At 65.4% G+C, this 12,393-nt stretch carries 11 protein-coding genes; 3 read left to right on the forward strand and 8 right to left on the reverse strand.

The features are described from left to right. Positions 1-6: 6 nt before the first annotated feature. Positions 7-432: a nucleoside-diphosphate kinase gene (ndk, locus tag VER16_RS09080; RefSeq protein WP_008265389.1), complete on the reverse strand. Its 426-nt coding sequence runs from the start codon at positions 430-432 to the stop codon at positions 7-9. A 318-nt stretch (positions 433-750) separates the two neighbouring features. Between ndk and VER16_RS09085 the strand changes: the two genes are divergently transcribed. From VER16_RS09085 to VER16_RS09095, 3 genes are all read left to right on the forward strand, one after another. After that, positions 751-1,404, forward strand: a complete 654-nt coding sequence (locus VER16_RS09085) for a TetR/AcrR family transcriptional regulator (protein WP_324807354.1) — start codon at positions 751-753, stop codon at positions 1,402-1,404. A gap of 39 nt (positions 1,405-1,443) precedes the next feature. Next, positions 1,444-3,816: a 3-hydroxyacyl-CoA dehydrogenase/enoyl-CoA hydratase family protein gene (locus VER16_RS09090; protein WP_324807356.1), complete on the forward strand. Its 2,373-nt coding sequence runs from the start codon at positions 1,444-1,446 to the stop codon at positions 3,814-3,816. 144 nt (positions 3,817-3,960) lie between these two features. Further along, positions 3,961-5,169, forward strand: a complete 1,209-nt coding sequence (locus VER16_RS09095; protein ID WP_324807358.1) for an acetyl-CoA C-acyltransferase — start codon at positions 3,961-3,963, stop codon at positions 5,167-5,169. 479 nt (positions 5,170-5,648) lie between these two features. On the opposite strand, the gene galU is transcribed toward VER16_RS09095, so the two are convergent. From galU to VER16_RS09130, 7 genes are all read right to left on the reverse strand, one after another. Then, entirely contained in the window at positions 5,649-6,530 is an 882-nt protein-coding gene (galU, locus tag VER16_RS09100; protein ID WP_324807360.1) for a UTP--glucose-1-phosphate uridylyltransferase GalU, read from the reverse strand. After that, a complete protein-coding gene (locus VER16_RS09105) occupies positions 6,531-8,441 on the reverse strand; it encodes a nucleoside-diphosphate sugar epimerase/dehydratase (RefSeq protein ID WP_324807361.1) in 1,911 nt (636 codons plus the stop codon). 15 nt (positions 8,442-8,456) lie between these two features. Next, a complete protein-coding gene (locus VER16_RS09110) occupies positions 8,457-9,434 on the reverse strand; it encodes a glycosyltransferase family 4 protein (protein ID WP_324807363.1) in 978 nt (325 codons plus the stop codon). 3 nt (positions 9,435-9,437) lie between these two features. Next, positions 9,438-10,616: a lipopolysaccharide assembly protein LapB gene (gene lapB / locus VER16_RS09115; protein WP_108768614.1), complete on the reverse strand. Its 1,179-nt coding sequence runs from the start codon at positions 10,614-10,616 to the stop codon at positions 9,438-9,440. 6 nt (positions 10,617-10,622) lie between these two features. Beyond that, on the reverse strand, positions 10,623-10,907 hold the full coding sequence (locus tag VER16_RS09120; RefSeq protein WP_324807366.1) for a LapA family protein: 285 nt from the start codon (positions 10,905-10,907) through the stop codon (positions 10,623-10,625). A gap of 77 nt (positions 10,908-10,984) precedes the next feature. After that, positions 10,985-11,290, reverse strand: coding sequence for an integration host factor subunit beta (locus tag VER16_RS09125; protein WP_005409286.1), 306 nt, complete (start codon positions 11,288-11,290; stop codon positions 10,985-10,987). Between the two features lie 90 nt (positions 11,291-11,380). Continuing rightward, positions 11,381-12,393: S1 RNA-binding domain-containing protein (locus tag VER16_RS09130; RefSeq protein ID WP_324807368.1), on the reverse strand; the 1,013-nt coding region annotated here is incomplete at its 5' end.

The following is a 12,393-nucleotide window of genomic DNA, read 5'->3' on the forward strand; positions in this document are numbered from 1 at the left end:
TTACTCTCAGCGCGAAACGACTTCGGTGGCGGCGAAGAAGTAGGCGATTTCAATCGCGGCATTCTCGACCGAGTCCGAGCCGTGGGCGGCATTGGCATCGATGGATTCGGCGAAGTCGGCGCGGATGGTGCCCGCGGCGGCTTCCTTCGGGTTGGTGGCGCCCAGCAGGTCGCGGTGGGCCAGGACGGCGTTCTCGCCTTCCAGGGCCTGGATCATCACCGGGCCGGAGATCATGAACTCGACCAGCGCGTTGAAGAACGGACGCTCGCGGTGCACGGCGTAGAAGCCTTCGGCTTCACGGCGCGACAGCTGCTTGTACTTGGCGGCCACGACCTTCAGGCCGGCCTTCTCGAAGCGGGCGTAGATTTCGCCGATGACGTTCTTGGCAACGGCGTCCGGCTTGATGATCGAAAGGGTGCGCTCCAGCGCCATGGGATGTCTCCAATGGAATCGGGCCGCTGATGGCCCGAAGGGTAACATGAAAAAAACCCGCGTCGGGACGCGGGCTTAGCCTGATAAACGTAGGCGAATTGTAAGAGATCCCGCTCAGTAGTGCCAGCCCATGGCTGGCAGGCCTGATGCCCGGGGTCTCGGACCGGGGGCCCCATTCAGGATCGTCGGTTGCCAGCCATGGGCTGGCACTACTGAATCCCCTGTAACCGCCCCGGTCATTTTGCTGCACTGCAAAATGCCATACGCCCCCGTCTGGTCCTAGTATCAAACAATCGTTTGATTAAGGTCCGCCACCGCATGGCCAAGCCCGCCCACTTCTCGACCAAGGACCGGATCCTCGGCGCCGCCGAGGAGCTGTTCGCCCTGCATGGCTTCGCCGGCACCTCGCTGCGCCAGGTCACCAGCCAGGCCGACGTCAACATCGCGGCGGTCAACTACCACTTCGGCTCCAAGGAAAACCTGGTCAACGAGGTGTTCCGTCGCCGCATGGACGAGATGACCAGCGTGCGCCTGGCCCAGCTCGAGCGCGCCCGCAGCGAGCACCCCGGGCAGCTGCGCCCGGTGCTGGCCGCCTTCGTCGAACCGGCCCTGGCCATGGCCCAGGACCGGCAGAGCGGCGGCGCTTTCGTGCGGGTGATCGCCCGCGCCTATGCAGAAAAGAACGACAACCTGCGCAAGTTCCTGTCCGACCACTACGGCCACGTGCTGCGCGCGTTCGGCAAGGCCATCGGCGAGTGCGTGCCCGACCTGAGCAAGGAGGAGCTGTACTGGCGCCTCGACTTCCTGGCCGGCTCGCTCACCTACGCCATGGCCGACTTCGGGCTGATCAAGCGTCCCGCCGGTGTCACCGAAGCGGCGCATCGTGCGCATGCCGCCCACGAACTGATCCATTTCGCCGAAGCCGGGTTCCGCGCCGCCGCACGCGCCAGCGCCCCGCCCGCTTCCCTTTGATTCCACCCAGTAACTGCTGACCAACAAAGGCCCTACACCATGTCCAATTCCCTGCTAGTCCGCCGCGCCGCCGTGCTGGGTGCCGGCGTCATGGGTGCCCAGATCGCCGCCCACCTCACCAACGCCGGCGTCGACACCGTGCTGTTCGACCTGCCTGCCAAGGAAGGTCCGGCCGATGGCATCGTGCTGAAGGCAATCGCCAACCTGGGCAAGCTGAGCCCGGCGCCGCTGGCCAGCAAGTCGCTGGCGGAAGCCATCACCCCGGCCAACTACGAGTCCGGCCTGGAGCAGCTGAAGGACTGCGACCTGATCATCGAGGCCATCGCCGAGCGCATGGACTGGAAGCAGGACCTGTACAAGAAGATCGCCCCGTTCGTGGCCGACCACGCGGTGCTGGCTTCCAACACCTCGGGCCTGGGCATCAACAAGCTGGCCGACGTGCTGCCCGAGCAGCTGCGCCACCGTTTCTGCGGCGTGCACTTCTTCAACCCGCCGCGCTACATGCACCTGGCCGAACTGATTCCGGCCACCACCACCGACAAGTCGGTGCTGGAAGGCCTGGAAGCCTTCCTGGTCACCACCCTGGGCAAGGGCGTGGTGTACGCCAAGGACACCCCGAACTTCATCGGCAACCGCATCGGCGTGTTCTCGATCCTGTCCACCATCCACCACACCCAGCAGTTCGGCCTGGGCTTCGATGAAGTGGACGGCCTGACCGGCCCGCTGGTCGGCCGCCCGAAGTCGGCCACCTACCGCACCTCCGACGTGGTCGGCCTGGACACCATGGCCCACGTCATCAAGACCATGGGCGACACCCTGCCGAATGACCCGTGGCATGAGTTCTTCAAGTCGCCGAAGTGGCTGGACGCGCTCATCGCCAAGGGCGCGCTGGGCCAGAAGACCGGTGCCGGCATCTTCCGCAAGGTCGGCAAGGACATCGTCGTCCTCGACCTGGAAAAGCAGGACTACCGCCCGGCCGACCGCACCGCCGCCCCGGAAGTGGTCGAGATCCTGAAGATCAAGAACCCGGCCGAGAAGTTCGCCAAGCTGCGCGAAAGCCAGCACCCGCAGGCGCAGTTCCTGTGGGCGACCTTCCGCGACCTGTTCCACTACAGCGCCTACCACCTGGCCGACATCGCCGAGACCGCGCGCGACGTGGACCTGGCCATCCGCTGGGGCTACGGCTGGTCGCTGGGCCCGTTCGAGACCTGGCAGGCCGCCGGCTGGAAGCAGGTGGCGCAGTGGATCGCCGATGACATCGTCGCCGGCAAGAGCATGAGCAGCGCCCCGCTGCCGGATTGGGTGTTCGATGGCCGCGACGGCGTGCACGCCGCCGAGGGCAGCTACAGCCCCTCGCGCAACGCCAAGCTGCCGCGTTCGGCGCTGCCGGTTTACCAGCGCCAGCGCTTCCCCGATCCGCTGCTGGGCGAGCAGTTCGCGCCGGGCGAGACCGTGTTCGAGAACGACGGCCTGCGCATGTGGCACGACGGTGATGGCATTGCCGTGGTCAGCTTCAAGACCAAGATGAACACCGTCTCCGACCAGGTGCTCGATGGCCTGCAGGAATGCGTCAGCCGCGCCGAGAAGGATTTCCAGGGCCTGGTGATCTGGCAGCAGAAGGAGCCCTTCTCCGCCGGTGCCGACCTGGCCGGTGCCCTCGGCCTGCTGCAGGCCGGCAAGGTCGACCAGTTCGAAGAAATGGTCGCCAACTTCCAGCGCACCAGCCAGCGCATCAAGTACTCGCTGGTGCCGGTGGTTGCCGCCGTACGTGGCCTGGCCCTGGGCGGTGGCTGCGAGTTCCAGATGCACAGCGCCAAGACCGTGGCCTTCCTGGAAAGCTACATCGGCCTGGTCGAAGCCGGCGTGGGCCTGCTGCCGGCCGGTGGCGGCCTGAAGGAACTGGCCGTGCGCGCCTCGCAGGCGGCCGGTCCGGGCGGTGATGTCTTCGCCGAACTGAAGAAGACCTTCGAGACCGTGGCGATGGCCAAGGTGTCCAACTCGGCGGTCAACGCCCAGGAACTGGGCCTGCTGCGCAGCACCGACAAGGTGGTGTTCAACAGCTACGAGGCGCTGTACATCGCCAAGGCCGAAGCGCGTGCACTGGCCGAAGCCGGTTACCGCCCGCCGCTGCCGGCACGCCGCATCCAGGTGGCCGGTGACGTGGGCATCGCCACCTTCAAGATGATGCTGGTCAACATGCTGGAAGGCCGTTTCATCAGCCCGTACGACTACGAGATCGCCGAGCGCATCGCCACCGTGCTGTGCGGCGGCAAGGTCGACCGCGGCACCCTGGTGGACGAAGAGTGGCTGCTGACCCTGGAACGCAAGCATTTCGTTGAACTGGCCCAGCAGGAAAAGACCCAGGCCCGCATCGCGCACATGCTGAAGACCGGCAAGCCGCTGCGCAACTGATCGACCTGCTTCTGGTAGGTGCCCACCTTGGTGGGCACACCTCCGCCTCCGGTGGGTGCTGACCGTTGTTCGGCACACCTCCGCCTCTGGTAGGTGCCCACCTTGGTGGGCACACCGGCAAAACCCATTCAAGAGATCACTGCAATGACCAAGCAAATCCAGGACGCCTACATCGTCGCCGCCACCCGTACCCCGGTTGGCAAGGCGCCCAAGGGCATGTTCCGCAACACCCGCCCCGACGACATGCTGGCGCACGTGCTGCGCAGCGTCGTCGCCCAGGCCCCGGGCGTGGACGTCAACCGCATCGATGACGCGATCATCGGCTGCGCCATGCCCGAAGCCGAGCAGGGCATGAACGTGGCCCGCATCGGCGTGCTGCTGGCCGGCCTGCCCAACACGATTGCCGCGCAGACCGTGAACCGCTTCTGCTCCTCCGGCCTGCAGGCCGTGGCGCAGGCGGCCGACGCGATCCGCCTGGGCAACGCCGACCTGATGCTGGCCGGTGGCACCGAATCGATGTCGATGGTGCCGATGATGGGCAACAAGATTGCGATGGCACCGAGCGTGTTCGACAACGATCACGTGGCCATTGCCTACGGCATGGGCATCACCGCCGAGAAGGTGGCCGAAGAGTGGAAGGTCTCGCGCGAAGAGCAGGACGCCTTCGCCCTGGCCTCGCACCAGAAGGCCATGGCCGCCATCCAGAACGGCGAGTTCAAGGATGAGATCAGCCCGTACGAGATTGTCTCGCACCTTCCGGACCTGGCCGATGGCCAGCGCATCATCACCCGCAACAAGATTGCCGACACCGACGAAGGCCCGCGCCCGGATTCCTCCGCTGAAGGGCTGGCCAAGCTGCGCCCGGTGTTCCGCAACGGCCAGTTCGGCGGCACCGTCACCGCCGGCAACTCCTCGCAGATGAGCGATGGCGCCGGCGCGGTGCTGCTGGCTTCTGAGCAGGCGATCAAGGATTACGGCCTGACCCCGCTGGCGCGCTTTGTCAGCTTCTCGGTGGCCGGCGTGCGCCCGGAAGTGATGGGTATCGGCCCGATCGCCGCGATTCCGAAGGCACTGAAGCAGGCCGGCCTGACCCAGGACCAGCTGGACTGGATCGAACTGAACGAAGCCTTCGCCGCGCAGTCGCTGGCGGTGATCCGCGATTGCGGCCTGGACCCGGGCAAGGTCAACCCGCTGGGCGGGGCGATCGCCCTGGGCCACCCGCTGGGCGCGACCGGCGCGATCCGCACCGCCACCCTGCTGCACGGCCTGCGTCGTCGCCAGCAGAAGTACGGCATGGTGACGATGTGCATCGGCACCGGCATGGGCGCAGCGGGTATTTTCGAGGCGCTGTAAGATTCAAAGCGTTGCCGGCGGACGTGCTGGTTTGCTGTGAGGCCCGGGTGGGTGAGACTGCCCGGGACACGCCGTAAACCCGTCCATGGGGGCTTGGCAGCGGCATCCATGCCGCTGACAGTCCCGGTCAGCCTCACCCACCCGTGCCACCCAGGATTCCGCGCGGCGGAGGGGTGAGCAAAGGCAGGGTCAAAAGCCGGGGTCAGAGCCCTTTGCTGCGCAAAGGGATCCGACCCCAAAAGCAAAAAGGCAGCCAATGGCTGCCTTTTTTTGCTTTTGCCTTTGCCCTTGATTCCGCCCTTCCCGTCCGCGCCCGCAGGAAACCTGGCAGGCGGGATGGGTGGGCCTTTGCAGGACCGTTGGCGCCATGGATGGCGCCATCGAGCCCCCATGGACGGGTTTACGGCGTGTCCTGCAAAGGCCCACCCATCCCGCCCATCACGTATCAAACGAAGCGCTGCACGGAGCGCTCGAAAAACTCACTCTTCCGCCAGCATCTCCGTCAGCTTCGCGCGCGCCGGCTTGGCCAGCTTCTTGTTCTCCAGCGCGAAACGGATCGTCGCCTCAACCAGGCCCAGATGGGTGCCACAGTCAAAACGGGTGCCCTCGAAGCGGTACGCATCCACTTCTTCGGTTGCCAGCAGCGAAGCGATGGCATCGGTCAGCTGGATTTCGCCGCCGGCACCGGTGCCGGTCGATTCCAGCAGCTCGAAGATCTTCGGGCTCAACACGTAACGGCCAACCACCGCCAGATCGCTCGGCGCGTCTTCCGGCTTGGGCTTTTCCACGATCTGCGAAATGCGGCCCTTGCGGCCATCGAAGGCCTCGGTCGCCACGATGCCGTAGCTGGCCGTGTTCTCGTGCGGCACGTCTTCCACTGCGATCACGCTGGCACCGCTGGCCTCGTTGAGGTCGGCCATCTGCTTCAGCGCGCCGTCGCCACGGTTCCAGATCAGATCGTCCGGCAGCAACACCGCGAACGGCTCGTCACCGATGACCGACTTCGCACACAGCACCGCATGGCCCAGGCCCAGCGCCTCGGCCTGGGTGACGAAAACAGCGCGTACGCCCTCGGGCAGCACGTGGCGGATCATTTCCAGCTGCTCGTGCTTGCCCGCACGCTCCAGCTTCTGCTCCAGCTCGTAGGCCTTGTCGAAATAATCGGCAACGGCATGCTTGTAGCGGTTGGTGATGAACACCAGCGTGTCACAGCCGGCCTCGATGGCCTCATCAACAGCGTACTGGATAAGCGGACGATCGATGATCGGCAGCATTTCCTTCGGAACCGTCTTGGTTGCCGGCAAAAAGCGCGTCCCGAGCCCTGCCACTGGAAAAACCGCCTTACGAATTCGCTTGCTCATTTAATACCTGTTGGCCTCGCGTGCCGGAAAGGGAACCACTTTAGCGGATGACATGTAAGCGTCCTGTTCAATCGGAGAAAACTCCGGCATGGTCGCAAACAGGATTTCCTGGATCGTATCGGTGTCGTACTCGGCAATGGCCTCGCGCAGCCTCGGCACGTGGCCCAGCACGACGTCGCGCGAGAAGGTGCGCACACCCGCCTCGAGCACCTTGGGGTGCGAGGTCGGCCGGTAATCCTCATCCGAATAGAACAACGTTTCGTGCAGCTTCTCGCCCGGGCGCAGGCCGGTATAGATGATCGGAATATCCTTGTACGGCTGCTTGCCGGCCAGGCGGATCAGCTGTTCGGCAAGCACGCGGATCGGCACCGGCTCGCCCATGTCCAGCGTATAGATTGCGCCATGCGACGCCGATGCGGCCGCCTGCAGGATCAGCTGGCAGGCCTCGGGAATGGTCATGAAGTAACGGGTGACTTCCGGGTCGGTTACCGTGATCGGGCCACCGCGCAGGATCTGCTCACGGAACAGCGGCACCACACTGCCGGCCGAATCGAGCACGTTGCCGAAGCGCACGGTGACGAAACGGGTATGCGAGGACTTCTGGTCCAGGCTCTGGCAGATCATTTCGGCATAGCGCTTGCTGGCGCCCAGCGCGTTGACCGGGTCGACCGCCTTGTCGGTGGAGATGAACACGAAATGCTCCACGCGCGCTTCCATGCAGGCACGCGCCACGTTTTCAGTGGCCAGGATGTTGTTGCGCACCGCTTCGCGCAGCTGCCGTTCCAGAACCGGTACGTGCTTGTAGGCGGCGGCGTGGAAGGCGGTATCGACCGGGTGCAGCGACAGCGCGTGACGCATCACCGCCGGATCGCCACAATCGCCGAGCACCGCCTCGATCTGCACGTCGGGGAAGCTGCGGCGCAGCTCGGCCTCGATGGTCAGCAGCAGCAGTTCGCTGATTTCCAGCAGCACGATGCGCCCGGCGCCATGGCGTGCGCACTGGCGGCACAGCTCCGAGCCGATCGAACCACCGGCACCGGTGACCATCACCGTCCGCCCGCCCAGCCAGCCGCGGATGAGGTTCCAGTCCGGCATGATCGGCTTGCGGCCGAGCAGATCCTCGATGGCCACTTCCTTCAGCTGGCCCGGCAGCGACTGGCCCTGCAGGATGTCGCTGAGCTTGGGAACGGTGCGGAACGGAACGCCGGTGCTCTCGCAGATGGCGACCACGCGCTGCATGCCCACCGCATCCAGCGAGGGAATGGCGATGACCAGCAGCTTGGCGGCGGTTTCGCGGGCGACGGCCGGCGCATCGTCCAGCGTGCCCAGGATCGGCAGGCTCTGCAGCTTGGCGCCACGCAGGTGCGGCGCATCGTCCAGCAGGCCCACCGGCTCGAAGTTGCCGGAGCGGCGCAGGTCGCGCACCAGCGTCTCGGCCGCCTGGCCGGCGCCCAGGATCAGCACGCGGCGCGCGGTCGTATCCGATTGCAGCGACTGGTAGTCCTTCCAGGCCCGGTACAGCAGGCGCGGTGCGCCCAGCAGCGCCGACAGCGCGAACGGATAGATCACCAGCACCGACAGTGGCACGCCGTTGAAGCGCTTCCAGGCCAGTACCAGGACGATGGCGACCAGGCCGATGAAGCTGGCCTTGAAGATGTTCAGCAGATCGCTGACGCTGGCGAACCGCCACAGGCCACGGTAGAGGCCCACCCGCCAGAACACGATGCCCTGCAGCGCCAGCACCAGCGTGGTATCGACGTTCCACAGCGGCAGCGACGGGGCGTCAGGCAGGATGGAGTAGCGACCGGCATGCAGCAGCTGCCAGCAGGCCCAGACCATGAACAGGTCATGGCAGACGATGGCCGTGCGCGGCACCAGGCCGAGGATTCTGTCCCGCCAGGGTGAAGACATACTTCGCGTAATTCCTTATCGGTGGCGCAATCCATTGCGCAGGAGGAGCCAAAGCAGGGCCAGCGCGGATATCCACGCGACCGCTGCGACAGCCTCCCACCTCGGCTGCAATTTGGTGCACACATTGAACACTGTAATGCTGAACAGACCCACAACAAAGTACATCCCTGTTACCTGGGCGTGGCTGGCTCCTGCCTGCACGGCCCGCTGGTAGACATGCTGGGTGTGGGGTTCCATCCAGCGCTGTCCGGAAAGCATGCGCGCCAACAGCGTGAAGCCCGCGTCCACGAGGAACGGGGAAATGGGCACCAGCAGCAGCAACCAGTTGATTTCGGTACGCAGCGCGGCCACGGCCAGCACGACCGAGACCGCATAGCCGAGCGCGCCACTGCCGACATCGCCCATGAAGATGCGGGCTTTGGGGAAGTTGAAGGGCAGGAAACCGAGGCAGGCCAGGCCCAGCACGATGGCCACCAGCGACCAGGGCCACGGCAGCACCGCTGCAAAGCCAAGGGCGGCGACCACGGCCTGGCTGCTGGCGATGCCGTTGATGCCATCCATGAAGTTCCAGATGTTGATCAGCGACGTGGTGAATACCAGCACCAGCAGGGCCAGCAGCCAGCTGCCGCCATGCACTTTGACCAGTGCGGCCAGCAGGCCCGCGGCGACGAAGTGGACCAGCAGCCGGCGCAGGGCCGGCAATGGGCGGTGGTCATCCCACCAGCCGATGCCCGCCACCAGCACCAGCCCAAGGCTGGCCACGACCAGGCTGGAGGCCGCGGCCGGCCAGGCCCACATGGCGGCAACGGCCGCAACAAGCAGGCTGATGACGATGGCGATGCCACCCCCACGCGGGGTGGCCACGCTGTGGCTGCGGCGCTCGCCGGGCTGGTCCAGCAGGCGCTGGCGCAGCGCGTAGCCCCGGGCGGCCCACGTCAGTGCCGCGCTGAGCAGGGCCAGGCCCAGCAGCGCGGCCATCACCAGCCAGGCCATGGGTCAGAGCACCGCGTAGTTCAGCAGCGGCTTGACGGTGCCCCATTCCTTGCAGCTCGGGCACTGCCAGTGGTGCGTGCGTGCGCCGAAACCGCAGCGCGTGCAGCGGTAGGCCGGGTTGCGCACCAGCAGCTGGTCGGTGATGTGCTTGAGATCATGCAGGGTGGCGGTGGAATCGGCACCTTCGGCCAGGGTCAGGTCGATCAGCGCCGATTCGCCGCGCACCGACGGGCGGTCCTTCAGCTGGCGGCCGAGGTAGGCACGGGCCGGAGCCACGCCCTCCTGCTCTTCCATCAGGCGGGTCAGTGCCAGCACCGGGGCGATGCCGCGGTAGTGCTCGGTCATTTCCGACAGGAAGGCGCGCGCACCGCCGAGGTCACCCACCTTGCGGTAGTTCTCCATCAGCGCCGGCAGCAGTTCGGGCAGGTACTCGGGATCATTGCGCGCGGCACGCTCGAAGGCACGCACGGCGGCCTCGGCATTGCCGGCGTCGGTTTCCAGGCGGCCCTCGATGATGCCGGCACGCACCGACATGGCATCGGCCTGGTAGGCGCGGGCGATGGCCGCCCTCGCCTCTTCCAGCTTGCCGGCACCACGGAAGCGCTCGGCCAGTTCGCATTCGAACTGCCCGATCAGCTTGCCCATCGGCTCGCCGGTGACATCTTCGAAGCGGGTGGCGTTGTCGATGGCCTTTTCCCAGTCGCGCTCGGCCTGGTAGATGCCGATCAGGTGCTTGAGCGCCTGCGGTGCGCGCTGGTCCAGCTGGGCCAGTTCGGTGAACACGGTTTCGGCGCGGTCCAGCAGGCCGGACTTCATGTAGTCCTCGCCCAGCGCCAGCAGGGCCTGCACGCGCTGTGCGTCGCTCAGGTCGTTGCGGTTGACCAGGCCCTGGTGAAGACGGATCGCGCGATCCACTTCACCGCGACGGCGGAACAGGTGGCCCAGCGCGACCTGGGTCTCGAAGGTTTCCTTGTCCAGCTCGGCGATGTGCAGGAACAGTTCGATGGCCTTGTCCGGCTGCTCGTTGAGCAGGTAGTTCAGGCCACGGAAATAGGTGCTGGACAGATGGCTGACCTGGTTGTCGCCATGGCGTTGCCCGCCGCGCCGCCCGATCACCCAGCCGGCCAGCGCCGCCAGGGGAAGGAACAGGAAGAACCAGAACCACTCGGTGACGAAATCCATCTTCGATCAGCGTCCATCAAAAGATTGGGAGGGGGAAACCGGGGCCACGGGGATGGCAACCGACTTGTTGGCGCGGCGCAGCTGGGCGTAGAGCGGAATGACCACGCTCACCAGCACCAGGCCGGCACCGACGATGACGCCGATCAGCAGCGAGGCGATGATCGCCACACCGATCGAGGTCTTGAACTGGGTAAACAGCAGGTTGATGGTCATCTCGTCCATGTTCATGGCACCGACGATCAACCCGAGCAGCAACACCGCCAGCAGGACCAGCAGACGAAAAACCTTCATGCGACAGCTCCGTTGGCAGGAGGTCGTAGCTTATCCGACTCACCGCGGTATTCGCACGCGGTAGCGCGACAGGACACTCAGGCCGGATCGGCGTCCAGCGGCAGCACGCTGCTGACCCGCTCGCGCAGTTCCTTGCCCGGCTTGAAATGGGGGACGTGCTTGCCCGGCAGGGCGACCGATTCGCCCGTCTTGGGGTTGCGACCCAGGCGCGGCGGACGGTAGTGCAGCGAGAAGCTGCCAAAGCCACGGATTTCGATGCGATCCCCGGCAGAGAGGGAACCACCCATCATTTCCAGCAACGACTTCACCGCCAGATCGACATCATCGGCCTTCAGGTGCGCCTGGCGGCGCGCGAGGATTTCGATCAGTTCGGATTTGGTCATTGCCGGCTCACATCAGAGGTCACTCACCCTGAAACGGCCCGGGCTATGAAGCCCGGGCCGTCCAGGAAACAACGTACAGCGTAAGACCGATTACTCGGACTTGTTACCGTTCAGCTGTGCACGCAGCAGCGCGCCCAGCTGGGTGGTGCCGCTGGAAGCCGAAGAGGACTGGTATTCCTCCAGCACTTCGCGCATTTCAGCGTCGTCCTTGGCCTTGATCGACAGCTGCAGGGTGCGGCCCTTGCGGTCCATGCCCACGAACTTGGCTTCGACCTTGTCGCCGACCTTCAGGTGCTGGGTGGCGTCGTCAACGCGCTCGTTGGCGATGTCGCGTGCCGAGACGTAACCTTCGATGCCGTCAGCCAGCTCGATGATCGCGCCCTTGGCGTCGACTTCCTTCACCACGCCTTCAACCTTGGAGCCCTTCGGATTGGCAGCCATGTACTGGCCGAACGGATCCTGCTCCAGCTGCTTGACGCCCAGGGAGATGCGCTCGCGCTCCGGATCGACGGCCAGGACCACTGCGTCCAGGGTGTCGCCCTTCTTGAAGTTGCGAACGATGTCTTCGCCGGTGGTGGCCCAGCTGATGTCGGACAGGTGAACCAGGCCGTCGATGCCGCCGTCCAGGCCGATGAAGATACCGAAGTCGGTGATCGACTTGATCTGGCCCGACACCTTGTCACCCTTCTTGTGGGTGGCAGCGAAGGTTTCCCACGGATTGGCGGCAACCTGCTTCATGCCCAGCGAGATGCGGCGACGCTCTTCATCGACGTCCAGCACCATCACTTCGACTTCGTCACCGACCTGCACAACCTTGGACGGGTTGACGTTCTTGTTGGTCCAATCCATCTCGGAGACGTGCACCAGGCCTTCGACGCCCGGCTCGATCTCAACGAACGCGCCGTAATCGGTGACGTTGGAGACCTTGCCGAAGACGCGGCTGTTGGCCGGGTAACGACGGCCGATGTTGTCCCACGGATCCTCGCCCAGCTGCTTCAGGCCCAGCGAAACGCGGTTGCGCTCGCGGTCGAACTTCAGCACGCGCACGTCCAGCTCGTCGCCGACGTTCACGACTTCGGACGGATGGCGCACGCGCTTCCATG

The sequence above is a fragment of the Stenotrophomonas sp. genome, assembly GCF_035634915.1.
In the GTDB taxonomy this organism is placed as follows: domain Bacteria; phylum Pseudomonadota; class Gammaproteobacteria; order Xanthomonadales; family Xanthomonadaceae; genus Stenotrophomonas.

Coding starts and splice junctions, on each gene's coding strand:
- ndk (WP_008265389.1), bottom strand. CDS start 432: ATGGCGCTGGAGCGCACCCTTTCGATCATCAAGCCGGACGCCGTTGCC.
- VER16_RS09085 (WP_324807354.1), top strand. CDS start 751: ATGGCCAAGCCCGCCCACTTCTCGACCAAGGACCGGATCCTCGGCGCC.
- VER16_RS09090 (WP_324807356.1), top strand. CDS start 1,444: ATGTCCAATTCCCTGCTAGTCCGCCGCGCCGCCGTGCTGGGTGCCGGC.
- VER16_RS09095 (WP_324807358.1), top strand. CDS start 3,961: ATGACCAAGCAAATCCAGGACGCCTACATCGTCGCCGCCACCCGTACC.
- galU (WP_324807360.1), bottom strand. CDS start 6,530: ATGAGCAAGCGAATTCGTAAGGCGGTTTTTCCAGTGGCAGGGCTCGGG.
- VER16_RS09105 (WP_324807361.1), bottom strand. CDS start 8,441: ATGTCTTCACCCTGGCGGGACAGAATCCTCGGCCTGGTGCCGCGCACG.
- VER16_RS09110 (WP_324807363.1), bottom strand. CDS start 9,434: ATGGCCTGGCTGGTGATGGCCGCGCTGCTGGGCCTGGCCCTGCTCAGC.
- lapB (WP_108768614.1), bottom strand. CDS start 10,616: ATGGATTTCGTCACCGAGTGGTTCTGGTTCTTCCTGTTCCTTCCCCTG.
- VER16_RS09120 (WP_324807366.1), bottom strand. CDS start 10,907: ATGAAGGTTTTTCGTCTGCTGGTCCTGCTGGCGGTGTTGCTGCTCGGG.
- VER16_RS09125 (WP_005409286.1), bottom strand. CDS start 11,290: ATGACCAAATCCGAACTGATCGAAATCCTCGCGCGCCGCCAGGCGCAC.